Raw genomic sequence first — 25187 nt, 5'->3', positions numbered from 1 at the left:
AAACAGGGAGATCCGCCATGGCCGGCACCGTCTACGAACTCCACGCGCTTCGTTACGCGACGAACCAGGGCCGGAAGCGCTTTTCGAATTTCCTGCTTCACCCGGGCGAGGATCCGCACCAGGGTCCGATGCCTCTCGATTTTTTCGTCTGGGTGGCGGTCGGCGGAAACAGGGTTTTCCTGATCGACAGCGGCAGCAACGCCGAAGTGTGCACCGGCCGCGGGCATCAGTTCCTGATCTGCCCGAGCGAGGCCCTGAAGCGGATCGGGATCGCTCCCGAAGACGTCACCGACGTCATCCTGACCCATATGCATTGGGACCATGCCGGCAATCTCGAGAAATTCCCGAATGCGCGCTTCCATGTCCAGCCGAGCGAGATCGCCTATGCGACCGGCCCCTGCATGCTGCATTCCCATATCCGCTGGCCTTACGACGTCGAGCAGATGTGCGCCTATCTGAGGATGCTCTTTCGGGGGCGCGTGGCCTTCCACGACGGTGATGACGAGCTGGCGCCCGGCCTGTCGGTGCACCATGTCGGAGGGCACGCCAAGGGCCTGCAGATCGTGCGGGTCCAGACCAGGCGCGGACAGGTCGTCGTCGCCTCCGACGCCATCCATTTCTTCGAGAACGTCAGCAGCGCGACCCCCTTCCCGATCTTCGTCGACCTGGGCGAATATCTCTCGGGCTGGACAAAGGTCGCCGCACTGGCCGAGAGCGGCGAGCATATCATCCCGGGGCACGATCCCATGGTCATGAAGCGCTATCGCGCTCCGAGCCCGGAATTGCAGGGCCTCGCGGTCAAGCTGAGCGAGGCGCCTGTGGCATCGGACACGGATCCCTGAGCCGCCGCGGCCGGTTTCGTATCCGCGCAAGGCTTGCGCAGGAGCACCGCATGACCTGTCAGACCTGGCCGATCCGGTCCTTTCTCTTCGTTCCCGCCCATCGGCCGGCATGGGTGGCCAAGGCGCTGCGCTGCGCGCCGGAAGCGATCATTCTCGACCTGGAAGATTCCGTTCCGCCGGCCGAGAAGCAATCGGCAAGGAAGCTGCTGGCCGCGGAGGTCGCCGAGGCTCATGCCGGCGGCGTGAAGGTTTTCGTCAGGATCAATCAGCTCTCTTCGGAGACCGCCGATGAACTCGAAGCGGCTGTCCGTGATGGATTGACCGGCCTCATCGTGCCGAAGGTCGACGGGCCGTCCGAGGTTCGCCGGGTTCATGACCTCCTCAGCCATGCGGAAGGGCGCGCGGGGCTCAGGCACGAGAGCGTGTCGCTGCTTCTTCTTCCTGAGACGGCCAGGGGCGTCTTGCTCGCCTTCGAGGTCGCCAGCGCGAGCAGCCGCGTAAGAGGGCTCATCGGCTCGGTCAGCGGCCTCGTCGCCGGGGACGTCGCCGCGGCCGTGGGCTATCGTCCGTCCGCGAGCGGGGAGGAGCAGATCTACGTCAACTCCAGGCTCGTCCTGGCCAGCCGCGCCGCGGGCGCCCTCTATCCGATCGCCGGGACGATGGGGGTCCCGGTCGGGGATGCCGCCGCGATGGAGACGCTCATCAGGCGGGCGAGGCACCTCGGCTTTTCAGGCGTGGCGCTGATCCACCCGAGCCATGTGGAGATCGCCCATCGCGTGCTGAGGCCGACGACGGAGGAGGTCGCGCACGCCGCGGGTCTCCTGGAAGCTCTGGAGGCGGCTGAGAACAGGGGCGAAGGCGCGGTGATCTACAAAGGCTACATGATCGATCAGGCCATGGTCGCGGCCGCGCGCGAAATCCTGCGCGATGCAGGAAAGACGGCGGGCCGTCTCCGCAATTGACGGCTGGTCATGAGGCGCGGAGCCGGGCAGCGTCGAGGGGGCGCTCTTGTTTGCTATTTGCCTGGAAACCGTGCATCTAGTCCTTCCGAAACGCGAATAGTGCAATGCCTGGACGTAAGAAGACTCCAGAAGCCAAAGCTAGGGTCACAATACGCGACGTTGCGTTGGCAGCGGGAGTGTCGGTCGGCACGGTCTCCCGCGTCATCAATAACAATGCCAAGGTCGCTGCCGGTATTCGCTTGCGCGTGCTCACGGCGGCGCGCGATCTGGGTTATGTTCCCGATGTGATCGCGCAGAGCCTGCGGACGAACGCGACGATGATGGTCGGCTGCATCCTAGCCGACATCACCAACAAGCTCTTCATGACGGCGATCAGCGCGGCCGAGGCCGTGCTTCGCAAGGCCGGCTATGTGATCGTCCTGGCGGCGAGCAACGGAGACATCAACCGCGAGGTCGAGATCCTGTCGATGTTCGACAGCCGCCGCCTGGAAGGCTGCATCATGACGGTCAGCGACGAGAACGATCCCAGGATCATCGAAGCTTTGTCGAAGCTGCGCATGCCCGTGACGTTGCTCGAGCGGGAAATGTCGCTGGGAATCGACTGCGCCTTCACGGATCAGTTCAGCGGCGTCTATCAGGCGGTCACTTATCTTCTGACGCTGGGGCATCGGCGCATCGGTCTCATCACGGTCTCGCGCGAAACCCGCCCCGGGCGAGAGCGCGCGAGAGGCTTTCGGAAAGCCTTCGAGGATTTCCAGCTTCCGGTCGACGAGGCATGGACCGCTTTCCGGGGAAACTCCCCGGAATACGGCTACAGGGTGGCCTATGGCTTCCTCAGCGCGAAGTCCCCGCCCACGGCCATCATCGCCGGCGCCAACGAGATGGTCGGTGTCGTGCAGGCCGCCCGCGCCCTGGGGGTCGGAGTTCCCGAAGCCCTGTCGCTGATCAGCCTGGGCGACACGGATCTGATGACGATCCACTCGCCGCCCCTGTCGGTGATCCGGTGGGACCATGCGCGGACCGGGGAGCTTGCCGCCGAGCTCATGCTGTCCAGGATCAACAATTCCGGGCCGGACGATGTGCGCAAGATCATCCTGCCGACGGAACTCGTCATGCGCCTCTCCTGCGCCTCGATCCACGGCGCGGCGGGCGGTGCGTGACCGCGTGGGCGGTTGATCGGCGCGATCCCGCTCACTTGCCCGCCGCCCCTGGCGCGAAGGCGCGGTGCCGCTCCTGCGCCGCGCGCACGAGCGCCAGGAACCGGTAGATGCCGTGCACGAACTTGCCATAGGGCATGGTGACGAAGAGCGCGAAGACGACGCCGAGATGCAGCGCGAGCAGGAGGCCCATGGCCGGCGTGGCGCGCAGGACGAGCAGGCCGAGCCCTGTCACGCTGGTCAGGAGCAGCATCAGCAGGAAGGCCATGTCCATGCCGTAGGGCGTGCCCTCGCGCAGCGTGCGATCGCGCCGCCGCTTCTCGGCCATCAGGCCGATGGGGCCGACGATCAGCCCGATGCCGCCGGCCGTTCCGAGCAGCACGGGAAGGTCATACCAGGGGTAGGGCGCCTCGAGGCCGAGGAGGTAATGATAGAGCGTCGCCGTCGAGGTCGCGGCGAAGCAGAGCATGAAGCCGTAGAACGTCAGGTGGTGGTAGAGCTTGCGGCGGTCGCTCGGCCGCTCGCTCTCGTTCATGCAGCCGGCCCCCCCGCCGTCGAGATAGCGCAGGCTCCCGGCATCCTTCAGCGCCTGCCAGAGCGAGCCGGGATCGCGCAGCGACGCCTCGGGTGTCCCGATATCGCGCCAGAACGTCCGGACCCCCATCCAGATCGCGACGAGCGCATAGAGGAAGGCGAGCCCGAAGATCGCCACCATGGTGTTGTGCGGCATCAGCCGGTAGAAGGCGCCGGGCCCGGTGTGGCTGCCGAAGAGCACGGCCGGATCGGTCCAGGCGACGAAACCGGCGACGAAGACCGTGACCGCGAGCGCGAGCGCGATCGCGATGAACAGCCCGTTGCGCTCGAACATGCCGGCGAAGGCCCGCGGCCAGGCGTAGTGGGCATAGGATTGGGTGCGCACCTGCGCCAACGTCGCCGGCACATGCACCGCGTATTCGTGCGGCGGCGAGAACTGGCAGTCGTAATAGCAGGCCCCGCAGTTGTGGCAGAGATTGGCGAGATAGTTCAGGTCCCCGTCGGAGAAGGAGCGCCGCATCTCCATCGCCGGGAAGACGGCGCAGAGCCCTTCGCAATAGCGGCAGGAATTGCAGACGGTCATCAGCCGGTCGGCCTCGGCCAGCACCGCCGTGGCGTGATGGGCGGTGGAGCCGGCCGTGCCGGCCGGACCTGTGCCCACCGTGTCGCGCAGGAACGAGAAATCCGTCATGACAGCGCACTCCTTGCCGCTTCGCGCCCGGCGATGCGTCCGAAAACCCCGCCGATGGTCATCCCGATGCCCGCGGCGTAGCCTTCGCCCAGCACGTTGCCGGCCATGATCTCGCCGGCGGCGAACATGTTCGCGGCGCGCCCGCCATCGGCCAGCATCATCCGCGCCTCTTCGTTCACCCGCACGCCGAGATAGGTGAAGGTGATGCCCGGCCGCACCGGATAGGCGTAGAACGGCGCCTTCTCGATCCGCCGCGCCCAATGTGTCTTCGGGGGGGTGAGCCCCTCGGTCCGGCAATCGTCGAGGATGGTGTCGTCGAAGGTGCCGGGGCGTACCGCCGCGTTGAAGGTCGAGACGGTCCGCTCGAGCGCATCCGCATCGAGCTCGAGCTTGCCGGCGAGCGCGCGGATGCTCGGCGCGCTGATCGGCGGATAGAGCGAGGGCATGAACAGCTCGAGCGATGAGGCGTCGAACAGGATGTAGGCGATCTGCTCCGGCTGGGCCGCCACCAGCCGCCCCCAGATCGCGTAGCGCTTCGGCCAGATGTCCTCGCCCTCGTCGTAGAAGCGCTCGGCCTGCCGGTTGACGACGATGCCGAAGACCACGCAATCGAGCCGCGTGATGATGCCGCCGTCGTATTTCGGCGCGCGGGCATCGATGGCCACCGCGTGGCACTGCGTCGGGTCGCCGACCTCCTGCACGCCCTTGTCGAGCAGGAGCCGCAGGATCGTGCCCTTGTTGTTGCGGGTGCCGCGGATCAGGAAGTTCTCGGCCGCCTCGCCCCAGTAGCGCTTCAGCCACTCGATATTGGATTCGAAGCCGCCCGCCGCCGCGACCAGGGCCTTGGCCCGCAAAGTCTCGCCGCCGACCGTGACCGAGCGGAACCGGCCGTCCTCGATGTCGATGTCGGTGACCTCGGCCTCGTAGCGGATCTCGACGCCGAGATCCTCGGCGGTCCGGTAAAGCGCGTTCAGCATCGCCCGCCCGCCGCCGAGGAAGAACGAGTTGGTGCGCCCCAGCGACAGCGTGCCGCCGAGCGAGGGCTGCCAGCGCACGCCCTGCTCCTCGATCCAGCCGAGCATCGATTTCGATTCGGCGATCATGAAGCGCGCCAGCGGCTCGTCGGTCTTGCCCTTGGTCACCCGCAGGAGGTCGTCGAAGAACTCCTCCTCGCTATAGGGGCCGGAGAGGCTGGCGGTCGCCGCGTCGTGGGCGCAGCGCATATTGCGGGTGTGGCGCGTGTTGCCGCCGCGCCAGAAGGCGTCCGATGCCTCCAGAACCAGAACGCGCGCGCCTTCCCGCCGGGCCGAGATCGCCGCGCAGAGCGCCGCATTGCCGCCGCCGATGACGATCACGTCGTATCGTTCGGATTGTCTCGCTTCGGTCATGGCCCGGCCGTTGGCTGGAGAAGGAGCGCCCGGCGGCTTCACGCCGGGCAAGCGCGTTATCTGCATATCTTTGTATACAATAAAGTGCAACAGCGCGTCCGCACGTGAAGGCGAATCCGGTCTCGGCGCCCGCCGCGACCTGTGGAAGGACAATGTGCGGCGGTCGGGGAAGGGCGGGGCCGGGTGCGCCACGCTGCCGTGCAAAGCCCGGATCGCCGGCCTCAGAAGTGCGAGCGCGGCCGGTAGGGCTGCGGCAGGTCGCGGGCGTCGTTGAGCGCGAGCGCGAGCTCCGTGATGTGCAAGGCGAGCGCGCCCGAGAAGCGCGGCGCCTCGCCGCGCCCGATCGCCTCGGCCTGATCCGCGACGCCGCGCATGAAATCGATCCGCGAGGGAAAGCCGGGCAGGGCCTCGGCTCCCGGCCGGTCCCGATAAGGCAGGCGCCGCCCCGCAACGGGCTTCCAGGGCAGCGCCCGCCCGAGCTTCGCTTCCGCCCGCGTCAGCATCCGCCCGAGCAGCGGCCGGGGCGCGCCGGTCTCCTCGACATGGACCACCGAACGGTTGTCCCAGAGGTCGCGCACCGTCAGCGAGCCCTTCTCGGCGAAGATCTGGAGCGAGCGGTCGCGCGGGGCGGCAAGCCCGTTCGTCAGCCGTGCCACCGCCCCCGAGCGGAAGCTCAGGCAGCCGACGGAGAAGTCCGGCGCCATCGCGATGGAGCCGGTGCCCGGCCCCTTGTCGGGAAAGGTCACGGCGGAGAAGGCGGTCAGGCTCTCGACGGGGCCGAACAGCGTGACGAGCCAGGACAGCGCGTAGCCGGCATGCTCCAGCGTGCAGCCGATCGCGAATTCATGCGCGCCCGGCCAGGGCGCGCCCGAGCGCGAACGCCAGCGCGCCCACGCATCGCGGAAGACCGGGCCGTCCTCCATCGCCGCGTAGATCAGCCGCGGCGCGCCGATCCGGCCCGAACGCAAGGCGTCCTCGACGAGGCGGTGCGCGTCGCTAAGGCCGTTGGCGGGGGCGGCGGCGAGCGTCAGCCCGGCGGCCTTCGCCTGCGCGACCAGGGCCTCGGCCTCGGCGAGCGCCATCGCCAGCGGCTTTTCGCAATAGACGTGCTTGCCGGCGGCGAGCGCGCGCCGGCTGATCTCGCAATGGCTTTCCGGCGTCGTCAGGTTGACGACGATCCCGACCGCCGGATCGGCGAGGAGCGCATCGAGGTCGCGATAGGCCGCCACGTCGTGGAAGGCGCGGAAGGCTTCGAGCCGCGCGGGATCGCGATCCCAGGCGCCGGCGAGCGACAGCGTCGGATGGTTCGCCAGCGTCGTCATGTAGTAGTCGGCGACGAACCCCGTGCCGACGAGCGCGATCTGCATGCCCTGATCCGTTCCGTCGGCCGCGCGCCGACAGGGCAGCCTCTATCAGGCAAGGGTGAAGATCGGCTTTCCGCGGTCGCTCAGGCCGGGCCGATCGCGTTGGACGGGGTCCGCCGGTCGGTGATCTGCTGGCCGAACAGGCTGCCGGCGAGCTCGACGGCCAGACGCGCCGTCTGGCCGCGATCGTCGAGGAAGGGGTTGAGCTCGACGATGTCCATCGAGCGCACCAGCCCGGAATCGTGCAGGAGCTCCATCACCAGATGCGCCTCGCGATAGGTCGCGCCGCCCGGCACGGTGGTGCCGACGCCCGGCGCCAGCGGCGGGTCGATGAAATCGACGTCGAAGGAGACGTGCAGCACGCCGTCGGCGGCGCGCACCTTGTCGATCACCTTGCGGATCAGCACGCCGACGCCGTGCTCGTCGATGGCGCGCATGTCGGCGACGTCGATGCCGCGCGCCTTCACCGCCGCCTTCTCGGGCGGGTCGATCGAGCGGATGCCGAACAGGCTGAGCTGCGCCGGCGTGACCGGGGCGCGCGGCTCCGCTCCGAGCAGGTCGTCGAGGCCCGCCTCGCCGCAGAGGAAGGCCGAGGACATGCCGTGCATGTTCCCGGAGGGCGAGATCGCCGGCATGTTGAAATCGGCATGGGCGTCGAGCCAGAGCACGAACAGCTTGCGGCCCTGCTCGCGCCAGTGGCGGGCGACGCCATTGACCGAGCCCATCGACAGGCTGTGGTCGCCGCCGAGGAAGATCGGGATGTCGCCGGAGCGCGCGATGGCGTAGGCGCGGGCGCTCAGCGCGCGGTTCCAGGCGGCGATCTCGTTGTAGAAGCGGGCGTTTTCGGGCGCCGGGCCGCTAACCGGCTCAAGGTCGCGCGGCAGGATGTCGCCATGGTCCTCAACCGTGTAGCCGAGTCCCTCCAGCACGCAGGCCAGGCCCGCGGTGCGCAGGCCCGCCGGCCCCATCAGCGCGCCGCGGCGCGAGGCGCCGACCTCGATCGGGCAGCCGAGCAGGGCGATGCGGCCCTGGGAAGCGGGAGCGTTGGCGGAGGAGGCGGTCATGCGGTGCCCCGTTTGCGCGATGTCGATGCGCCGTCCATGGCGTATCGGCCCGCACCTGTCGAGTGCCGTGCCGGCGCGACCGCCTCGCGTCAGCTGAGCCCGAGCACGCCGCGCAGCCTGGAGAGGTCTTCCGCCAGCGTCGTTATCATGGCGGCGAGCGCCTTGCGGTCGGCCTCGCTCAGCTTGTCGTAGGTCTCGAAGCCGCCATCCTTCAGCCGGTACTTGGCCAGCGTCTTGTCGACGGTCTCGAAATTCGCGTCGATCTTCGCCGCCAGCGCCTTGTCCTCCTTGGCGACGAGCGGCCGCAGCAGGTCGACGATCGTCTTGGCGCCGTCGACGTTCGCCTGGAAATCCCAGAGATCGGTATGGCTGTAGCGGTCCTCCTCGCCGGAGATCTTGGTGGCCGCGACCTCCTCGATCAGCGCCGCCGCGCCGCCCACCATCTTGTCGGGCGGAATCGTCAGCCCCTTGATGCGGCCCTGCAATTCGGTGACGTCGGCCATGAGCCCGTCGGCGAAGGGGGTAAGCCCCTCGGTGCTGTTCCTGGCGAAGAGCCCGTATTCGATGCGGTGGAAGCCGGTGAACTCAGGGTCCTCCTCCTTCTTCTCGTGATCGTCGGCGCGCGAATCGATCTTGCCGTCGAGATCGCTGAACAATTCCGCGACCGGCTCGATCTTCTCGTAGGAGACGCGCGTCGGCGCATAGAGCGCTTTCGCCCTGGCGAGGTCGCCGGCCTTGACCGCGTCGGTGAAGGTCCTGGTGTCCTTCACCAGCTGGTCGACGCCCTGCGAGACGTAGAGCTTGTAGGCGGCGACCGGCGCTACGAGGTCGAGCGGCGAGGCGGCGAAAGCCGGTCCTGCCGCGACGGTGGCGAAGAGGCCGGCTCCGGCCAGCCATGCGAAGCGCGAGCTCATCTTGAGTCTCCTGTCCTGCGGGGGGAAGTCGTGGCCGGGGCCGGCGCGGGCGCGCGCGCCGCCTGGATCAGCCCGGCGCCGAGATAGGTTCCGGTATCGGCCGCGCCGGGCAGGGCGAAGAAATAGCCGCCGCCGACGGGCTTGATGTATTCCTCCAGCGGCTCGCCATCGAGCCGCTTCTGCACCGCGATGAAGCTGCGCTCGAGATCCTGCTGGAAGGCGATGAACAGGAGCCCCATGTCGAGCTGGCCGGCGCGGGTGACGCCGTTCGAGTAGTTGAAGGGGCGGCGCAGCATGCGGCTCGATTCCGTCTCCGGCCGGCGCGGATTGGCGAGCCTGATATGGGCGTCGAGCCGGGTGCGCCTGCCCTCGGGGTCGTCGGCAAAGACAGGCTCTTCATATTCGCGGCTGCCCCCGATCGGCGCGCCCGACGCCTTCTCGCGGCCCATGATCGCCTCCTGCTCGCGCAGCGGCGCGCGGTCCCAGCGCTCGACGAAATTGCGGATGATCCGGACCGCCATGTAGCTGCCGTTCACCGTCCATTCCGGCTCGCCGGAGCCCGGCTGGACCCAGACCAGGGCGTTCATCAGGCCATCGTCGGCGGCGTCGGGATTGGCCGTGCCGTCGCGGAAGCCGAGCAGGTTGCGGGCGCTCGGCGCCGGCTCGCCCTCGGCGGGCTTGAGGACCGGCACGCTGCCCTCCTGCTTCCAGCGCAGCAGCAGGAGGTCGGGCGTGTTCTTCAGGATGTCGCGCAGCGCGTGGATATTGGTGTCGGCGGTGTTGGCGCAGAACTGGAGCAGGAGGTCGCCATGGCTGAGCGCGCCGTCGAGCGCGTCGTTGCGGAAGCGGGTCATCCGCTGCAGATGCCTCGGCTTCAGGGGCTTGAGCCCGAAGCGCCCGTCGAACAGCGAGGCGCCGAGCGCGACGGTGACGGTGAGGTTGTCGGGCGCGATGACGGGGCCGAGAATGCCGCTGTCCGGCGGCGGAAAGCTTGGATCGGCGGTCGGTGCCGGCCCGCCCTGCATCAGGAAGGCGATGCGCTCGCTGATGAGCCGCAACAGCCGGTCGAGCTCGTCGAGCGAGGTCGCGGTGACGTCGAAGGCCGCGACGAGCCCCGTCGCCGGGCGCGGCGTGACGATGCCGGGTTGACGGATGCCGTGGAAAGGCTGGCGCTGGGCGGTGGTGTCGCTCTCGGGCGCCGCCGCCGGGTTGCTGGCGGGCTCGCTCGCCGCCCGCGCCCATGAGGGGCCGCCAAGGGCCAATGCGCCGCCCGCCAGCAGCGCCCGCCGCGAGGGTGTGAAGCCCGGCCCGGTCATGATCTGCGCTCCGTTTCGGGCAGTGCGAGCGCCTTGCGCATGGCCGAAAGGTCGTCGGCCAGAGGCCTGAGCGCTTCGCCCGGCGGGGCCTCCTTCGGCAGGGCCGCCAGCGCAGCCCTGGTCCGTGCCGCCAGATCGGGGTCGATGCGCGCCGTCAGCGGCAGCAGCAGCCGCGCGATGCCGCTTGCGGCGGCGATGTCCTCGGGCGAGGCGGCCGGGGAGAGAAGCCCGATCGCGCCGGCCAGCATCGTGTCCGGCAGGATGGTGCGCCGGTCGAGCGCGGCGCTGAACGCCCCGGCCGCCTCCCCGAGCCCGGCAGGCGCGATGTCCGCCTCGCCGGCGAGCGCCGTCTGCATGCGGCCGAAGAGCGTCGCGAGTTCGGCATCGCCCGCGGTTGCGGGGCGCAGGCCCGCAAGCAGCGCGACGGCCTTCCGGCGGGCCTTGTCCGCGGCCGGGGCGTCGCCGGCACGGCCGGCCTGTTCGAGCACGTCGAGCGTCGCGGCGAGGGCGGCTCCCCGCTCGCTCAGGAAGGCGCGGTATTCGGCGGCGGGGCCGACCATGTCCATCAGCGTCAGGGCCGGATGCGGCTGCGCCGTCGAGGCTTGCACGACGAGCCGGCCGCGCGGCGCCGAGAGCAGCCCGCAGGTGATGGCGTATTCGCCCGGATCGAGCTTCGTCGTCAGCCGGCGCGACTGGCCGGGCGCGATGTTCTCGCGCTCCTCCAGCACCATGACGCCGTCGAGGATTTCCCATTCGAGCACGCGCTCGCCGCGATTGGTCACGACGAAGCTCAGCCTGCCGGCCGGAACCGTCAGCGTCGCGGGCTCGCAAGCCTTGTCGGTGATCGCGACGGCGATCTCGGTCGTGCCGGCCCCGGCGCCGCGCCTTGCGCCCGTGCCGGCTGCATAGACGAAGGCGCCGATGCCGGCGCAGGTCAGCAGCACAGTGACGATGCCGGCGAGCTTCAGCCGCGGCGAGCGCCGGGCTTCGGCGGAAGGCGCCGGGCCCGTGGCCTCGCCCCGCCGGCCTGCTCCGAGGAAGAGCGCGAGCATCGGGATGAGGAAGGCGAGATAGGCGACGACCTCGCCCAGCGCCGCCCGCTCCTGATAGCCGAGGAAGCCGGAGAGGATCGCGCCGAGCGGCCCGTCGGCGGGCAGGACGGTGCCGAGATCGTAGACGTTCTGCTGGAGGTGGTTCCACAGCCCCGCCTCGTGCAGCGAGCGCACGGCGTTCGCGACCAGCCCGGCTGCGACGAACAGGATCAGGATGCCGGTCCAGCGGAAGAAGGCGCGCAGATTGAGCTTCACGCCCAGCGCATAGATCGCATAGCCGACGACGCCCGCGAGCAGGAGGCCGGCGCCAGCCCCCAGCACCGGCGCCCAGCCGCCGCTCTGCTGGAAGACGGCGAGCAGGAAGAACACCGATTCCAGCCCCTCGCGCACCACGGCGAGGAAGGCGAGGCCGACCAGCGCCAGGCCCTGATGCTCGCCCGAGAGCGCGGCGTCGACCCCGGCCTGCAGCTCGCCCCTGATCGAGCGCGCCGCCTTGCGCATCCAGAACACCATCGAGGTCAGCATCGCGGCGGCGACGAGGCCGATGACGGCCTCGAACAGCTCCTGCCCGCGCTGGGGCAATTCGCCGACGAGGATGTCGAGCGCCGCGCCTGCCGCAAGGCTGACCGCACAGGCGAGGCCGACGCCGAGCCACAGCGCCGGAAGCCAGGCGCGCCGCCCTGTCCTGACCAGATAGCTCGCGACGATGCCGACGATCAGCGCGGCCTCGATCCCCTCGCGGAGCATGATGAGAAACGGAACGATCACGGCGGCCCGCCCGGTTGCGCGTCGCGGTCGACTATTCGCGGCGCAGGCAGACCGTGCCTAGGCAGTCATCGCGCAAGGGTCAATCGAATCCTGGCAGTTTAGAACGATCGTAAACTTCAGGGGGTCGCATGGATACTTGCAAAGCCCTGCTGCGACCATGCGTCGTCTTGTGCGGCCGCGCCGCCCTTTCCGGGCCGAGACGATGTTCCGAAAAGAACCACGGGTCATCCCGGGTCCCCCTGCGGTCGTCCGGGATGGCCTTTCATGAAACGACAGCCCGAACCCTCGAGATGGTTTGGCGGCGCCGCTTCGACTCAGGCCGCCTGCTTCAGCGCGATCTCGAAGGGGGAGAAGGCGACCGCGCCGCCCTGTACCGTGACGAGCGAGTTGCGGGGCAGGGCCTGCCAGCATTCGCGTGCGGCATCGACCGGCTCGGAGGCGATGACGACGCTGTCGGCCCGTGCGCAGACATAGAGGCTCGGCGGCCGGGCGTCGGAGGACCAGCGGATCGCATGGATGCTCTCGCCGTCGGCGAGCGCGGCCGCGCAGCGCAGCGGCTCGCGGATGCCGGCCTCGTCCATCAGCGAAAGCGCGTCCGAAAGCGCTGCGGCCAGCGCCTCGGCCGGCGCCATGCCGTCCGCCAGATGGGCGAGCGCGAGCAGGAAGACCGCTTCCGAATCGGTCGAGCCGGCGCGCGCGCCGTAGAGGGAATCGGGGATCAGCGCCTCGAGCCGCCGGCGGATCCGGCCATAGCCGCCGATCTGGCCGTTATGCATGAAGAGATAGCGGTCATGGACGAAGGGATGGCAGTTCGCCCGGGTCGTGGCGGTGCCGGTCGCGGCCCTGACATGGGCGAAGAACAGATGCGAGCGCACCTGCCTTGCGATCGAGAGCAGGTTCTCGTCGGACCAGGCGGGCCTGACCTCGCGATACTGGCCGGGCTCCGGCCGCTCGCCATACCAGCCGACGCCGAAGCCGTCGCCATTCGTGCCGGTCTTGGCCTCCTCGGCGTGGAGCGACTGGTGGATCAGCGAATGGCAGGGCGAGGCGACGAAGTCCTCGAGGAAGACGGGAACGCCCGAATAGGCGAGGAAGCGGCACATCTGCGCCTCGAATCGCGGTGGAAGGAGCCGGGAGGGATCATGGCCCGCGAAGATGAACGCGGTCATAACGCGCTGCCCTTTCGCCTAATGGATGAGACCCGCGCCGTCTTGCGTGGCGTGCAGCCCTCCTATACCGATCCAGCCGGTACAGCGGCGCAAACGGCACAAGACCGCGTGCTCACGGGAGAGGGAATGTGAAGGGTCTCCTCGCCATCAGCCGGGTCATCGATGCGGTGAACGGGTTCATCGGCAGGAAGGTCGCCTGGCTGATCCTGATCGCGGTGATCGTGGCGGCGGTGAACGCGATCGTGCGCAAGGTGTTCAACGTCTCGTCGAACGCCTGGCTCGAGCTGCAATGGATGCTGTTCGGCGCGGTCTTCCTGATGTGCGCCTCCTGGACGATGCAGGTGAAGGAGCACATCCGCATCGATATCGTGAACGCGATGCTGCCGAAGCGCGTGCGGCAATGGATCGAGCTTCTGGGCCACGCCCTGTTCCTGATGCCGTTCTGCCTGCTGATCGTCTACCATTCCTGGCCGTTTTTCATGCGCTCCTACGCGATCGACGAGCAGTCGCTCTCGGCCGGCGGCCTGCCGCAATGGCCGGCCAAGGGCCTCGTCTTCATCGGCTTCGTGATGCTGACCTTCCAGGCCGTCTCCGAGATCATCAAGCAGATCGCGATCATGCGCGGCGATCTGGAGGACGACGAGGCCGCGCTCGGCCATGCCGCGGCGGCTGAAGCCGAAGCCCAGCGCCTGCTCGACCAGGCCAAGGAACAGGGCCTCGCCTCGTGAGCCTTCCCATGCACGCTCCCCGCCTTGCACGCGCCGGCGGCCTCCTCATCGCGCTCACGCTCCTCGCCTTCCTCGGCCTCCATACCGGCGAGGCCCTGGCGGCGGATGGCGGCATCGGTGACTTCCTGCGCGTCAACATGGCGCCGGTGATGTTCGCCGCCCTCGTCGTCTTCCTGCTGCTGGGCTATCCGGTCGCCTTCGCGCTCGCCGCCAACGGCCTGCTCTTCGCGCTGATCGGCATCGAGCTCGGCCTGTTCCAGGAGAACTTCCTGCAGGCGCTGCCCGAGCGCATCTACGGCACGATGAACAACGACGTGCTGCTGGCCGTGCCGTTCTTCACCTTCATGGGGCTGATCCTCGAGCGCTCCGGCATGGCCGAGGACCTGCTCGACACCATCGGCCAGCTCTTCGGGCCGGTGCGCGGCGGGCTTGCCTATGCGGTGGTCTTCGTCGGCGCGCTGCTCGCCGCCACCACGGGCGTCGTCGCGGCCTCGGTGATCTCGATGGGCCTGATCTCGCTGCCGATCATGCTGCGCTACGGCTATGACCGGCGCCTCGCCTCGGGCGTCATCGCGGCCTCGGGCACGCTCGCCCAGATCATCCCGCCCTCGCTCGTCTTGATCGTGCTCGCCGACCAGCTCGGCCGCTCCGTCGGCGACATGTACGAAGGCGCCTTCATCCCCGGCCTTGTGCTCTCGGCGATGTATGCCGGCTACGTTTTCCTCGTCACCATGATCTATCCCAGCCGCGCGCCCGGCCTGCCGCCGGAGGCGCAGACGCTGCGCGATGCCGACGGCAAGACGAGGCGCCTGTCGCTGCTCGTCGTCACGCTGGTCTCCTTCGCCTGCGCCTATGCCTATATGAAGCTGTTCACCGGGCTGAAGGCGGGCGCCGATTTCGTCGTGCTGACCATGTCGCTGATGGTCGCGATCTCCTTCGTCATCGCGCTGGTCAACAAGTTCCTCGGCCTCAACCTGCTCTCGCGCATGGCCGAGCAGGTCGTCTTCGTGATGGTGCCGCCGCTGGCGCTGATCTTCCTGGTGCTCGGCACGATCTTCATCGGCGTCGCGACGCCGACCGAGGGCGGCGCGATGGGCGCGGCCGGCGCGATCCTGCTCGCCTACGGCAAGAAGCGCATGACCTTCGAGCTCCTGAAGCAGGCGACGGAATCGACCGCCAAGCTCTCGGCCTTCGTGCTGTTCATCCTGGTCGGCGCGCGCGTCTTCTCGCTGACCTTCTACGGCGTCAACGGCCATCTGTGGGTCGAGCATCTCCTGGTCGGGCTGCCCGGCGGCGCCACCGGCTTCCTGATCGTCGTCAACGTGATGGTCTTCCTGCTCGCTTTCTTCCTCGATTTCTTCGAGCTCGCCTTCATCGTCGTGCCGCTGCTCGGACCCGCGGCGGAGAAGCTCGGCATCGACCTGATCTGGTTCGGCGTCATCCTCGGCGTCAACATGCAGACCTCCTTCATGCATCCGCCCTTCGGCTTCGCCCTGTTCTTCCTGCGCTCGGTCGCGCCGAAGAACCCTTACAGGGACCGCGTCACCGGCAAGATGATGGAGCCCGTCACCACCGGCCAGATCTACTGGGGCGCGGTGCCCTTCGTCGTGATCCAGTGCATCATGGTCGCGCTCGTCGTGCTCTTCCCCAGCATGGTGATGCACTACAAGGCGTCCGCCGTGCAGCTCGACCAGAAGGAGATCGACAAGCAGTTCGAATCCATCCAGATCCCCGGCCTCGGCGGACCAGGACTGCCCGGCGGCTTCGACCTCAACGCGCCGCCGTCGATCGGCGCGCCGCCCAAGCCATGAGACGGGGCGCGATCGCCCTATTCGCGCTCCTCGCGACGCCCGGCGCCGCCCTGGCAGCCGGCGATATCGGCGGGGCGGGCATGGGCGTCGGCTGGGCCCTGCCCTTCGCCGGCATGCTGCTCTCGATCGCGCTCGGTCCCGTGCTGTTCCCGCATCTGTGGGAGCTTCACTACGGCAAGTTCGCCGCCTTCTGGGCCGGGCTCACGCTGCTGCCGCTGGTCTGGCTTCGCGGCTTCGATCCGGCGCTGGGGGCGCTGCTCCACACTGCTTTGCTCGACTATATCCCCTTCATCATCCTGCTCTTCGCGCTCTTCACCATCGCCGGCGGCATCCTGATCAGCGGCAACCTGCGCGGCACGCCGGCGACCAACACGGTGCTGCTGGCGATCGGCACCGGGCTTGCGAGCCTCGTCGGCACGACCGGCGCCTCGATCATCATGATCCGGCCGGTGCTGCGCGCCAATGACGACCGGCGCTTCAACGTCCATGTCGTGGTGTTCTTCATCTTCCTGGTCTCGAACATCGGCGGCTCGCTGACCCCGCTCGGCGACCCCCCGCTCTTCCTCGGCTTCCTGCGCGGCGTCTCCTTCTTCTGGACCACGACGCATCTGCTGCCGGAGACGGGCTTCGCCGTCGTCGTGCTGCTCGCGCTGTTCTATGCGCTCGACAGCGTCCTCTTCCGCAAGGAGGAGGGCTATCCCAGGCTCAAGGACCCGACGCCGGACCGCGCCGTCAGGCTCTGGGGCAAGGTCAACATCCTGCTGCTCGCCGGCGTCATCGCGGCGATCCTGATCTCGGCGAGCTGGAAGCCCGGCACCGCCTTCACCGTCCACGGCGTCGCGGTCGAGGGCCAGAACCTGCTGCGCGACCTCGCCCTGCTCGTGCTGGCCGGCCTGTCGCTGAAGCTCACGCCGCGCCCTGTGCGCGCCGGCAACGAGTTCAGCTGGGGGCCGATCCGGGAAGTCGCAAAACTCTTCGCCGGCATCTTCGTCTGCATCATCCCGGTGCTGTCGATGTTGCAGGCGGGCAAGGACGGCGCCTTCGCGGCGCTGGTCGGGCTCGTCACCCATGCCGATGGCAGCGCCAACACGGCGGCCTATTTCTGGCTGACCGGCCTGCTCTCCTCCTTCCTCGACAACGCTCCGACCTATCTCGTCTTCTTCGAGCTGGCGGGCGGCGATCCGCAGGCGCTGATGACGACGGGCGCGCTGACGCTGGCGGCGATCTCGGCCGGCGCGGTCTTCATGGGCGCGAACACCTATATCGGCAACGCGCCGAATTTCATGGTCTATGCCATCGCCAAGGACCGGAAGGTCGCGATGCCGAGCTTCTTCGGCTACATGCTCTGGTCGGGTGCGATCCTGATCCCGCTCTTCATCGTCCAGACCTTTCTCTTCTTCATTTAGGCCGCCCGGCCGGCACGTCTTCCCGGATCTTCGCCGAGAACAGCGGATCGTCGGGCGATAGCGTGCGGGCGTGCTCCCCGATGCGGGCGCGGCGCACGAGTTCGGTGAGCGGGATATCCTGCCGGATCGCGCCGATGCTCTGGAGATAACCCGGCAGATAGCCGGAAGCGAGTACGCGCGGATCGAGCGGCAGCGAGAACGCCCAGCCCGGCGAGACGCTGTTGACCAGATGGAAGACCACGGTCGTGCAGTTGGTCGTCAGCGTGTTGTACCAGCGCGGCTCGATGGCGAGCTGGTTGATGTCGGCGATATAGGCGATGAGGAGGTCGCGCGCCTGCTGCGCCGAGGCGGTGAGGCGGAAGAGCCTGGCATCCTCGCGCCGCGCATGGGTGCGCAAGACTACGATGTCGCGCTCGTCGGCGGCGACATAGGCCATCTCGTAGCTGCGGAAGAAGCCGGCGAGCGCCGACCACTCCTCGCCCTTCTCGCGCCTGACCTCGATCGAGACGACGAGCGGCACCGAATCCGAGAAGGTGAAGGAGACCATCAGATGCGCGATCGCCTCGCCCGACCAATAGGTCAGGAAGATATCGGCGCCGGTGATCGCCGAAAGGTCATAGCCCCGCGTCTCCCAGCGCTGGTCGTAATCGTCTTCCGTGCGCCAGCGGAAATGGCGCAGGTTCGTGACCGTCAGCGCATCGCCCTCGCGCGCGATCTGCGGCAGCCGCGCAAGCTCGGGGATCCAGTCGCGCTCATGCGAGGGCTTGAAGCCGCTCCACCAGGTGAGGAGCCCGGCGAAGACCGCGGCGAAGCCGAGCGGCAGGCGCGCATCGCCCGTCCAGATGCCGATGAGCCCGGCGAGCGCCGCGAAGCCAAAGCCGGCCGCGCCGATGATCGCGCTCGCGCCCGTCAGGCGAAACAGGAGGAAGCCCGCCCCCCAGAGCGCTGCACCGAGAACGACGAGGGTGAGAAGGAGTTTCAGCACGACGAGGAAGAGGCGGCCCATGGCCGCCTCTTAACACGGTCCGCGGGGTTTTGTTTCAGGCCGCGATCGAGGTCGTCGGCGCGGCCGCTTTCACGGCGTCGTCGACATGGTCCTCGAACCTGGCGAAGTTCTCGGTGAACATGCCGACGAGGTTCTTCGCGGTCTCGGCGAAGGCGGCTTTGTCGGCCCAGGTCTTCACCGGATAGAGGATGTGCGGCTCGACACCGGGCACCGAGCTCGGCACCGCGAAGCCGAAATAGGGGTCGCGGCGGAAATCGGCGCGGTTGAGCGAGCCGTCGAGCGCGGCCGAGAGCAGCCGGCGCGTCACCCGGATCGGCATGCGCCGGCCGGTGCCGTATCTGCCGCCGGTCCAGCCGGTGTTCACCAGCCAGCAATCGACATGGTGCTTGGCGATGAAGTCGCGCAGCAGATTGGCGTATTCCGACGGGTGCCGCGGCAGGAAGGGCGAGCCGAAGCAGGTCGAGAACTCGGGCTCGACGCCGGTGAGCCCCCGCTCCGTGCCGGCGACCTTGGCGGTGTAGCCGGAGAGGAAATGGTACATCGCCTCCGCCGGGGTGAGCTTGGCGATCGGCGGCATCACGCCGAAGGCGTCGGCGGTCAGCATCACGATGTTCTTCGGGATGCCGGCGCGGCCGGTGCGCGAGGCGTTGGGGATGAAGTCGAGCGGATAGGCCGAGCGGGTGTTCTCGGTCTTGCTCTGGTCGTCGAAATCGACCTCGCGCGTCAGCGGATCCATCACGATGTTCTCGAGCACCGTGCCGAAGCGCAGGGAGGCTGCGTGGATCATCGGCTCGGCCTCGGCCGAGAGGCGGATCGTCTTGGCGTAGCAGCCGCCCTCGAAGTTGAAGATGCCGTCCTTCGACCAGCCATGCTCGTCGTCGCCGATCAGCGTGCGCTCGGGATCGGCCGAGAGCGTGGTCTTGCCGGTGCCGGAAAGGCCGAAGAAGATCGCCGAATCGTCCTTGGAGCCGACATTGGCCGAGCAGTGCATCGGCACCACGCCCTTGGCCGGCAGGGTGTAGTTCAGATAGGTGAAGACCGATTTCTTCATCTCGCCGGCATAGGCCGAGCCGCCGATCAGCACGATCTTGCGGGTGAAGTCGATGGCGACCACGGTCTCGCTGCGGCAGCCGTGGCGGGCCGGATCGGCCTTGAAGCCCGGCAGGTCGACGATCGTCAGCTCGGGTACGTAAGCATCGATCTCGTCGCGCGCCGGGCGGATCAGCAGGTTGCGGATGAACAGCGAATGCCAGGCGAGCTCGGTATAGACGCGGGCCTTGACGCGATGGGCCGGATCGGCGCCGCCATAGAGGTCCTGCGCGAACAGCTCCCGGCCCTCGGCGTAAGCCTGGAAATCGGCGAGCAGCGTGGCGAAATGCTCAGGGCTCATCGCCCGGTTGTTGTCCCACCAGACGGTGCTCTCGGTCAGGGCGTCGCGCACCGTGAACTTGTCCTTGGGCGAGCGGCCGGTGTGGCTGCCGGTATCGGCGCACAGCGCCCCGCCCCGCGCGAGCCGGGATTCGCCGCGGGTGAGCGCCTCCTCGTAGAGCTGCGGCGCCTCCAGGTTCCAGTGCACGGCCTTCAGCTTGCGGAAGCCGAAGCCCTCGGCGCCGTGGGCGGCGTTGAACTGACCGATATTCTCCACTGGATTCCTCCGGAGGCCGCTCTTGCCGTCGGCGGCCCGTTGTCTTCACGAATGCGCAAGGGCCGCTGGCGGGGCCGCTTGCGTCGAAGGGTGCGGCCGATCAAGGCCAGCATGGTCTTTACGGCGATGCGGCTTTTCGCTCAAGCGGTCGGCAGCGTCCGGCCGCGCGCCGGCGCTCCTTAAATCGCTTGAATCTCACCCTGTGGTAAATCGCCGCGCGCCTTTACGGCGAGCTTCGCCAGGACGTCCCTGAGGCTGGCGGGACCGTCGACGGAGGCCGGGAAGGGCAGGCGCAGCGCCGTGCTGCCGAGCGCCATGTCGAGCCCGTCCGGATCGAGCCCGATCGCGCGCCACGCTCCCGTCTTCGCGCCGATGAGCCGCGTCGCATAAAGCCCGATCGCCTCGGCATGGTCTTCGTTCATGTGCTCCACCGCGCCCTCTTCGACCTCCGCCAGCGCGGCGGCATGGGCCGGGTCGCTCTTGAGATCGGCCGGCGTCGGCGCGAAGGCGCGGGCGAAGCCGCCATTGAGGCTCGCGCCCTCGATCTCCAGGGCGAAGAAGGCGAAATCCGGGAAATCGGCATAGAGCGCCGCCTTCGGCTGGCGCGCCAGATAGCGCCGGCGGATGCGCAGCCCCTCCTCGCTCTCGCGCACGACCTTGCGGGCACGGACCTTCAGCGTGATGCGCGCATGGGCGAGCGGGTCGCCCTTGCCGCCGGGCGAGATCAGGAGCGAGGCGCGCGGATCGGCGGCGAGATGGCCGGTATGGGCGGCAAGCCCCGAGACCAGGATGACCGGCGTGCCGTCGATGTCGGTGGCGAGCCCGACGAGGCTGGCGAAGGGATGGCCGTCGGGGCCGAGCGTGGCGAGCGTTGCCGAGCGCGCCCCGCGCAGCAGGCCCTTCGCCTCGGCCCGCACGGCCTCGTCCATCGGCTGAATCACGTCCTTGCCGTCCCTGGCCATGGAACCTCCTCCCGCTTTCCGGCTTGTCGATTTTGAGGACATAGGCAAATCGCCACGCCCCGGCTAGATTGCCGCCACGCTTTGGCCCCTCTCGCGCGAGAGGGGAACCCGTTTGTCGCAACCAGACCAAGAGATGAAAGCCCTATGCCAACGATCGCGCTGGTCGACGACGACCGCAACATCCTGACGTCGGTTTCGATCGCCCTCGAAGCCGAGGGCTATCGCATCATGACCTATACCGACGGCGCCTCGGCGCTGGACGGGCTGAAGCAGAACCCGCCCGACCTCGCCATCTTCGACATCAAGATGCCGCGCATGGACGGCATGGAGCTGCTGCGGCGGTTGCGCCAGAAATCCGACCTCCCCGTCATCTTCCTGACCTCGAAGGACGAGGAGATCGACGAGCTGTTCGGCCTGAAGATGGGGGCCGACGACTTCATCCGGAAGCCGTTCTCGCAGCGCCTCCTGGTCGAGCGCGTCAAGGCGATCCTGCGCCGGGCCGGCGCCAAGGATGCAACCGTCGCCGCCCGCAGCGAGGACGCCAAGGCGCTGGAGCGCGGCCTGCTGCGCATGGATCCGGAGCGCCACACCTGCACCTGGCGCGGCGAGCCGGTGACGCTCACCGTCACCGAGTTCCTGATCCTGCAGTCGCTGGCGCAGCGCCCCGGCGTGGTCAAAAGCCGCAACGCCCTGATGGACGCCGCCTATGACGACGAGGTCTATGTCGACGACCGCACCATCGACAGCCACATCAAGCGCCTGCGCAAGAAGTTCAATCAGGTCGATCCCGATTTCGACATGATCGAGACGCTCTACGGTGTGGGCTATCGCTTCAAGGAAGTCTGAAGGCAAGGAAGACGCCGCCGTCTTCCCGAGCGGAAAGCAAGCCGCAGCCATGGCAACCGTCGACAACGAGGCCAGAGCGTCAACATCGCCCGCAGGCTGGCGCGCCGCCTTACGCCGCCGCGCCGGCCTCGCCTGGCGCCGGCTGGCACGGGCGGTCTCGCTGCGGGCAGCGTCCAGCCTGACGCGGCGCATCCTCGTCCTCAATCTCGGCGGCCTCGTCGCGCTGCTGATCGGCTTTCTCTACCTCAACCAGTTCCGCGAGGGGCTGATCGAGGCGCGCGTCCAGAGCCTGCTGACGCAAGGCGAGATCATCGCCGGCGCGATCGCCGCCTCCGCCACGGTGGAGATCGACACGATCACCATCGACCCCGACAAGCTGCTCCAGCTCCAGGCCGGCGAGAGCGCCGGCATCGCCGAGGATCCGCTCGATTTCTCGATCAATCCCGAGAAGGTCGCCCCGCTGCTGCGCCGGCTGGTGACGCCGACCAAGACCCGTGCGCGGGTCTACGACAAGGACGGCATGCTCACCATCGATTCGCGCAGCCTCTATTCGCGCGGCGACGTCCTGCGCCTCGATCTGCCCCGCGTCGGCGAGCCCGACGAGCCGCCGCTGCTCGAGCGCACCTGGAACATGCTGCGCCACCGGCTCGGCCGCGCGGATCTCCCGGCCTATGACGATTTCGAGAACGCCAACGGAAAATCCTATCCGGAGGTTGCCCGTGCCTTGAACGGCGCGCCGGCGAGCGTGGTGCGCGTCAACACCCGCGGCCAGACCATCGTTTCGGTGGCGGTGCCGGTGCAGCGCTTCCGCACGGTGAAGGGCGCGCTCCTGCTCTCCACGCAAGGGGGAGACATCGATGCGGTGATCGCCTCCGAACGCTTCGCCATCTTCCAGGTCTTCGCGGTCGCCGCGGGCGTGATGATCGTGCTCTCGATCCTGCTCGCCGGCACCATCGCCGAGCCGATCCGCAAGCTCGCGGATGCCGCCCAGCGCGTGCGCCGCGGCGTCAAGTCGCGCGAGCAGATCCCGGATTTCAGCAGCCGCCACGACGAGATCGGCCATCTCTCCGGCACGCTGCGCGAGATGACCCGGGCGCTCTACAGCCGCATCGAGGCGATCGAGAGTTTCGCCGCCGATGTCGCCCACGAGCTGAAGAACCCGCTGACCTCGCTGCGCAGCGCCGTCGAGACCCTGCCGCGCGCCCGTAACGAGGAATCGCGCGCGCGCCTGCTCGCGGTGATCCAGCACGACGTGCGCCGGCTCGACCGGCTGATCTCCGACATCTCCGACGCCTCGCGGCTCGATGCCGAACTCGCCCGCAACGATTCAGCCCCCGTCGACGTGGCGCAGGTGCTCGCCGCCGTGGTGGCGATCCAGAACGAGACGCGCCGCGAGGGCCAGGCCAGGATCGAGCTGAGCAGCGACCGGCGCAGCCAGCGCCCGGGCGACGACGCCTTCCTCGTGCTCGGCCACGATTCCCGCATCGGCCAGGTCCTGGTCAACCTGATCGACAACGCCCGCTCCTTCTCAGCCCCCGACAAGCCGGTGAAGGTCGTGCTCTCGCGCGTCGCCAACGACGTGCTGGTCACCGTCGAGGACGAGGGGCCGGGCATCGAGCCGCATGCGCTCGAACGCGTCTTCGAGCGCTTCTACACCGACCGCCCGAACGAGGGCTTCGGCCAGAACTCGGGGCTCGGCCTCTCGATCTCGCGCCAGATCGTCGAGGCGCATCGCGGCTCGATCCGGGCCGAGAACCGACTCGGCCCCCTCGGCCCCGACGGCGAGGCGCCGCGGCTGGGCGCCCGTTTCATCGTCTGCCTGCCGGCGGCCCATCCCCATGCGACCTGAGGCGAAAACCCGCATCCATGCCACCGTCGTCGCGATCGGCGAGGCGGGCATCCTGGTCCGCGGCGCCTCCGGCAGCGGCAAGTCGTCGCTGGCGCTGGCGCTGATCGGGCTTGCCCGGCAGGCCGGCCGCTTCGCCAGGCTCGTCGCCGACGACCGGGCGGAACTGGCGGTGAGCGGCGGCCGGCTGATCGCGCGCCCGGTCGCGCCGCTGGCAGGCATCGTCGAGCGGCGTGGGCTGGGCCTCACGCCCGAGCCTCATATCGCGGCGGTCGTGGTCAGGCTCCTCGTCGATCTTGCGCAAGAGGAGCCGGCGCGGATGCCGGAACCGGAGGACCTCGTCGACACTCTCGCGGGCATCGACCTGCCGCGCCTGCGCCTGACGGGACGCGCCGGCGACGAGCGGCTCGCGCTTGCCGCCCTCGACTTGTTTACAGAGCCGGGCGGCTGACCATGATTTTGCCGGCTTTGACATAGGACAGCTTGCACATATCTCGCTCCTGCCGCATAAACCGCGACCTTCTCCGGGCGCTTGTGGCGCTCTGCGGTGCTGGATTGAATGATCGGACTGGTCCTTGTGACGCATGGGCATCTCGCGACGGAGTTCCGCGCCGCGCTCGAGCACGTCGTCGGCCCCCAGAAGAGCCTCGCCACCATCGCCATCGCCCCCGATGACGACATGGAGAGCCGCCGCCGCGACATCATCGCCGCCGTCGAGGCGGTCGAGGCCGGGGCCGGCGTCATCATCCTGACCGACATGTTCGGCGGCACGCCCTCCAACCTCGCGATCTCGGTGATGGAGCCCGGCCGCGTCGACGTCGTCGCCGGCGTCAACCTGCCGATGCTGATCAAGCTCGCCAGCGTGCGCGAGGAGAAGACCCTCGACGAAGCCGTCACCTGCGCGCAGGATGCGGGGCGGAAATACATCACCGTCGCCAGCCGCGTGCTGGCCGGCAAGTAACCGCGCGGAGAGGTGCGGGATGGACGAGGACTGCGACTGCCCCGAGATCGAGATTCCCGCCGGCGCCCTCTACGGCGAATTCCAGATCGTCAACAAGAAGGGGCTGCACGCCCGCGCCACGGCGAAATTCGTGCAATGCGCCTCCCGCTATGATGCCGACATCACGGTGAGCCGCTGTGGCGAGACGGTCGGCGCGACCTCGATCATGGGCGTGCTGACGCTTGGCGCCGGCATCGGCTCGACGATCACCATCGTCGCCGCGGGCGCGGAAGCGAAGCCGGCGCTCGACGCGCTCGCGGCGCTGATCGCCGACAGGTTCGGCGAGGGCGAATGACGCGCCGCCGGCCCCGCGCTTAGATCATCGCGCGCACTGCCGAACGCGGTAACGACGATCTATCCCATTGTCGGATAATCGGATTCTTCCGGAAAGTGGAATCCATCTTTCGGTCCGATGCTCGCGCGGCGCGGAAGCGGAAATCCCGTTGGATCGGGATGATCTTGCTCGGCAACACGCCGGGCCGCCCCGGGCTTGACCCGGAATCCATGCCGGAGCGCTCGCCGGATAGGTCCGGGCATGGATCCCGGCTCTGCGCCTCGCTGCGGCCGGGATGGTCCGCTGCTCCGGCAAAACGGCATGCTCATGCCCTCTCGGCGCGCACGGGTAATTTCGCTTTATCGTACGGGTTTTACAACTTATGCACGAAATTTCAATTTATCACTGGCGGAATCCCGTCAAGACTGTCATGGATGAGCGC

General features: G+C 68.4%; 23 protein-coding genes and 1 pseudogene. 12 read left to right on the top strand and 12 right to left on the bottom strand.

Annotated features, from left to right (window positions below):
* Positions 1-17: 17 nt before the first annotated feature.
* From M9917_RS04270 to M9917_RS04260, 3 genes are all read left to right on the top strand, one after another.
* Positions 18-842: an N-acyl homoserine lactonase family protein gene (locus M9917_RS04270; protein WP_297251152.1), complete on the top strand. Its 825-nt coding sequence runs from the start codon at positions 18-20 to the stop codon at positions 840-842.
* Positions 843-892: 50 nt separating this feature from the next.
* The gene (locus M9917_RS04265) at positions 893-1804 is read left to right on the top strand and encodes an HpcH/HpaI aldolase/citrate lyase family protein (RefSeq protein WP_297251150.1); all 912 of its coding nucleotides are present in this window, start codon (positions 893-895) and stop codon (positions 1802-1804) included.
* A 104-nt stretch (positions 1805-1908) separates the two neighbouring features.
* The gene (locus M9917_RS04260; protein ID WP_297251148.1) at positions 1909-2964 is read left to right on the top strand and encodes a LacI family DNA-binding transcriptional regulator; all 1056 of its coding nucleotides are present in this window, start codon (positions 1909-1911) and stop codon (positions 2962-2964) included.
* Between the two features lie 31 nt (positions 2965-2995).
* On the opposite strand, the gene tcuB is transcribed toward M9917_RS04260, so the two are convergent.
* The 9 genes and pseudogenes from tcuB to M9917_RS04215 form a co-directional block, all read right to left on the bottom strand.
* Positions 2996-4186, bottom strand: a complete 1191-nt coding sequence (tcuB, locus tag M9917_RS04255) for a tricarballylate utilization 4Fe-4S protein TcuB (RefSeq protein ID WP_297251146.1) — start codon at positions 4184-4186, stop codon at positions 2996-2998.
* Positions 4183-5574 (bottom strand): FAD-dependent tricarballylate dehydrogenase TcuA, encoded by a 1392-nt coding sequence (tcuA, locus tag M9917_RS04250; protein ID WP_297251144.1) that lies wholly within the window; start codon positions 5572-5574, stop codon positions 4183-4185. Before tcuA ends, tcuB begins: the two co-directional genes overlap by 4 nt.
* Before the next feature lie 221 nt (positions 5575-5795).
* On the bottom strand, positions 5796-6941 hold the full coding sequence (locus tag M9917_RS04245) for a Gfo/Idh/MocA family protein (protein ID WP_297251142.1): 1146 nt from the start codon (positions 6939-6941) through the stop codon (positions 5796-5798).
* A gap of 80 nt (positions 6942-7021) precedes the next feature.
* Positions 7022-8002 carry an arginase gene (gene rocF / locus M9917_RS04240; RefSeq protein WP_297251140.1) on the bottom strand — a complete coding sequence of 327 codons (981 nt, stop codon included), beginning with the start codon at positions 8000-8002 and terminating at the stop codon, positions 7022-7024.
* Positions 8003-8091: 89 nt separating this feature from the next.
* Positions 8092-8916 (bottom strand): iron uptake system protein EfeO, encoded by an 825-nt coding sequence (efeO, locus tag M9917_RS04235; protein ID WP_297251138.1) that lies wholly within the window; start codon positions 8914-8916, stop codon positions 8092-8094.
* The gene (efeB, locus tag M9917_RS04230) at positions 8913-10232 is read right to left on the bottom strand and encodes an iron uptake transporter deferrochelatase/peroxidase subunit (protein WP_297251136.1); all 1320 of its coding nucleotides are present in this window, start codon (positions 10230-10232) and stop codon (positions 8913-8915) included. The genes efeO and efeB overlap by 4 nt, the downstream gene beginning before the upstream one ends.
* On the bottom strand, positions 10229-11176 hold the full coding sequence (locus M9917_RS04225) for a cupredoxin domain-containing protein (RefSeq protein ID WP_465246364.1): 948 nt from the start codon (positions 11174-11176) through the stop codon (positions 10229-10231). Before M9917_RS04225 ends, efeB begins: the two co-directional genes overlap by 4 nt.
* Positions 11177-11239: 63 nt before the next feature.
* Positions 11240-12052, bottom strand: a pseudogene (gene efeU / locus M9917_RS04220) (iron uptake transporter permease EfeU); the annotation flags it as partial.
* Positions 12053-12366: 314 nt separating this feature from the next.
* Positions 12367-13155, bottom strand: coding sequence for a class II glutamine amidotransferase (locus M9917_RS04215; RefSeq protein WP_297251134.1), 789 nt, complete (start codon positions 13153-13155; stop codon positions 12367-12369).
* A 39-nt stretch (positions 13156-13194) separates the two neighbouring features.
* Here M9917_RS04215 and M9917_RS04210 point away from each other — a divergent pair, with 39 nt between their 5' ends.
* The 4 genes from M9917_RS04210 to M9917_RS04195 all read left to right on the top strand — a co-directional run bounded on the left by M9917_RS04210 (position 13195) and on the right by M9917_RS04195 (position 17166).
* Complete coding sequence (locus tag M9917_RS04210) at positions 13195-13353, top strand: hypothetical protein (RefSeq protein WP_297251132.1); 159 nt, start codon at positions 13195-13197, stop codon at positions 13351-13353.
* On the top strand, positions 13350-13949 hold the full coding sequence (locus M9917_RS04205; RefSeq protein ID WP_297251129.1) for a TRAP transporter small permease subunit: 600 nt from the start codon (positions 13350-13352) through the stop codon (positions 13947-13949). The genes M9917_RS04210 and M9917_RS04205 overlap by 4 nt, the downstream gene beginning before the upstream one ends.
* A 137-nt stretch (positions 13950-14086) precedes the next feature.
* Entirely contained in the window at positions 14087-15760 is a 1674-nt protein-coding gene (locus M9917_RS04200; protein WP_297254697.1) for a TRAP transporter large permease, read from the top strand.
* Positions 15757-17166: a sodium:proton antiporter gene (locus M9917_RS04195; RefSeq protein ID WP_297251127.1), complete on the top strand. Its 1410-nt coding sequence runs from the start codon at positions 15757-15759 to the stop codon at positions 17164-17166. Before M9917_RS04200 ends, M9917_RS04195 begins: the two co-directional genes overlap by 4 nt.
* Here M9917_RS04195 and M9917_RS04190 read toward each other — a convergent pair.
* The 3 genes from M9917_RS04190 to M9917_RS04180 form a co-directional block, all read right to left on the bottom strand.
* Positions 17159-18172: an Lnb N-terminal periplasmic domain-containing protein gene (locus M9917_RS04190; RefSeq protein WP_297251126.1), complete on the bottom strand. Its 1014-nt coding sequence runs from the start codon at positions 18170-18172 to the stop codon at positions 17159-17161. The two genes, M9917_RS04195 and M9917_RS04190, sit on opposite strands and share 8 nt — an antisense overlap.
* A gap of 34 nt (positions 18173-18206) precedes the next feature.
* Positions 18207-19817: a phosphoenolpyruvate carboxykinase gene (locus M9917_RS04185; RefSeq protein WP_297251124.1), complete on the bottom strand. Its 1611-nt coding sequence runs from the start codon at positions 19815-19817 to the stop codon at positions 18207-18209.
* A 179-nt stretch (positions 19818-19996) separates the two neighbouring features.
* The gene (locus tag M9917_RS04180) at positions 19997-20779 is read right to left on the bottom strand and encodes a HugZ family pyridoxamine 5'-phosphate oxidase (RefSeq protein WP_297251122.1); all 783 of its coding nucleotides are present in this window, start codon (positions 20777-20779) and stop codon (positions 19997-19999) included.
* Positions 20780-20923: 144 nt separating this feature from the next.
* On the opposite strand from M9917_RS04180, the gene M9917_RS04175 reads away from it, so the two are divergent.
* The 5 genes from M9917_RS04175 to M9917_RS04155 all read left to right on the top strand — a co-directional run bounded on the left by M9917_RS04175 (position 20924) and on the right by M9917_RS04155 (position 24766).
* On the top strand, positions 20924-21625 hold the full coding sequence (locus tag M9917_RS04175; protein ID WP_297251120.1) for a response regulator transcription factor: 702 nt from the start codon (positions 20924-20926) through the stop codon (positions 21623-21625).
* A 49-nt stretch (positions 21626-21674) separates the two neighbouring features.
* Positions 21675-23474 (top strand): sensor histidine kinase, encoded by a 1800-nt coding sequence (locus M9917_RS04170; protein ID WP_297251118.1) that lies wholly within the window; start codon positions 21675-21677, stop codon positions 23472-23474.
* The gene (locus tag M9917_RS04165) at positions 23464-23922 is read left to right on the top strand and encodes an HPr kinase/phosphorylase (protein ID WP_297251116.1); all 459 of its coding nucleotides are present in this window, start codon (positions 23464-23466) and stop codon (positions 23920-23922) included. The genes M9917_RS04170 and M9917_RS04165 overlap by 11 nt, the downstream gene beginning before the upstream one ends.
* A 108-nt stretch (positions 23923-24030) precedes the next feature.
* On the top strand, positions 24031-24432 hold the full coding sequence (locus tag M9917_RS04160) for a PTS sugar transporter subunit IIA (RefSeq protein ID WP_297251114.1): 402 nt from the start codon (positions 24031-24033) through the stop codon (positions 24430-24432).
* Between the two features lie 19 nt (positions 24433-24451).
* Positions 24452-24766: an HPr family phosphocarrier protein gene (locus tag M9917_RS04155; RefSeq protein WP_297251112.1), complete on the top strand. Its 315-nt coding sequence runs from the start codon at positions 24452-24454 to the stop codon at positions 24764-24766.
* Positions 24767-25187: the final 421 nt, after the last annotated feature.

The sequence above is a fragment of the Bosea sp. (in: a-proteobacteria) genome, from assembly GCF_023953965.1.
Taxonomy (GTDB): Bacteria; Pseudomonadota; Alphaproteobacteria; order Rhizobiales; family Beijerinckiaceae; genus Allobosea.
Note: the sequence above shows the minus strand (reverse complement) of the source record. Positions and strands in the feature narration are given on the sequence as shown.

What these genes read in the sequence shown, in the direction of transcription:
- M9917_RS04170 (WP_297251118.1), top strand. Translation starts at nt 21,675, where the DNA reads ATGGCAACCGTCGACAACGAGGCCAGAGCGTCAACATCGCCCGCAGGC.
- M9917_RS04160 (WP_297251114.1), top strand. Translation starts at nt 24,031, where the DNA reads ATGATCGGACTGGTCCTTGTGACGCATGGGCATCTCGCGACGGAGTTC.
- M9917_RS04210 (WP_297251132.1), top strand. Translation starts at nt 13,195, where the DNA reads ATGGCCCGCGAAGATGAACGCGGTCATAACGCGCTGCCCTTTCGCCTA.
- M9917_RS04195 (WP_297251127.1), top strand. Translation starts at nt 15,757, where the DNA reads ATGAGACGGGGCGCGATCGCCCTATTCGCGCTCCTCGCGACGCCCGGC.
- M9917_RS04245 (WP_297251142.1), bottom strand. Translation starts at nt 6,941, where the DNA reads ATGCAGATCGCGCTCGTCGGCACGGGGTTCGTCGCCGACTACTACATG.
- tcuB (WP_297251146.1), bottom strand. Translation starts at nt 4,186, where the DNA reads ATGACGGATTTCTCGTTCCTGCGCGACACGGTGGGCACAGGTCCGGCC.
- M9917_RS04200 (WP_297254697.1), top strand. Translation starts at nt 14,087, where the DNA reads ATGGCGCCGGTGATGTTCGCCGCCCTCGTCGTCTTCCTGCTGCTGGGC.
- M9917_RS04260 (WP_297251148.1), top strand. Translation starts at nt 1,909, where the DNA reads ATGCCTGGACGTAAGAAGACTCCAGAAGCCAAAGCTAGGGTCACAATA.
- M9917_RS04165 (WP_297251116.1), top strand. Translation starts at nt 23,464, where the DNA reads ATGCGACCTGAGGCGAAAACCCGCATCCATGCCACCGTCGTCGCGATC.
- efeB (WP_297251136.1), bottom strand. Translation starts at nt 10,232, where the DNA reads ATGACCGGGCCGGGCTTCACACCCTCGCGGCGGGCGCTGCTGGCGGGC.
- M9917_RS04175 (WP_297251120.1), top strand. Translation starts at nt 20,924, where the DNA reads ATGCCAACGATCGCGCTGGTCGACGACGACCGCAACATCCTGACGTCG.
- M9917_RS04180 (WP_297251122.1), bottom strand. Translation starts at nt 20,779, where the DNA reads ATGGCCAGGGACGGCAAGGACGTGATTCAGCCGATGGACGAGGCCGTG.
- M9917_RS04265 (WP_297251150.1), top strand. Translation starts at nt 893, where the DNA reads ATGACCTGTCAGACCTGGCCGATCCGGTCCTTTCTCTTCGTTCCCGCC.
- M9917_RS04215 (WP_297251134.1), bottom strand. Translation starts at nt 13,155, where the DNA reads ATGTGCCGCTTCCTCGCCTATTCGGGCGTTCCCGTCTTCCTCGAGGAC.
- M9917_RS04155 (WP_297251112.1), top strand. Translation starts at nt 24,452, where the DNA reads ATGGACGAGGACTGCGACTGCCCCGAGATCGAGATTCCCGCCGGCGCC.
- tcuA (WP_297251144.1), bottom strand. Translation starts at nt 5,574, where the DNA reads ATGACCGAAGCGAGACAATCCGAACGATACGACGTGATCGTCATCGGC.
- efeO (WP_297251138.1), bottom strand. Translation starts at nt 8,916, where the DNA reads ATGAGCTCGCGCTTCGCATGGCTGGCCGGAGCCGGCCTCTTCGCCACC.
- rocF (WP_297251140.1), bottom strand. Translation starts at nt 8,002, where the DNA reads ATGACCGCCTCCTCCGCCAACGCTCCCGCTTCCCAGGGCCGCATCGCC.
- M9917_RS04190 (WP_297251126.1), bottom strand. Translation starts at nt 18,172, where the DNA reads ATGGGCCGCCTCTTCCTCGTCGTGCTGAAACTCCTTCTCACCCTCGTC.
- M9917_RS04270 (WP_297251152.1), top strand. Translation starts at nt 18, where the DNA reads ATGGCCGGCACCGTCTACGAACTCCACGCGCTTCGTTACGCGACGAAC.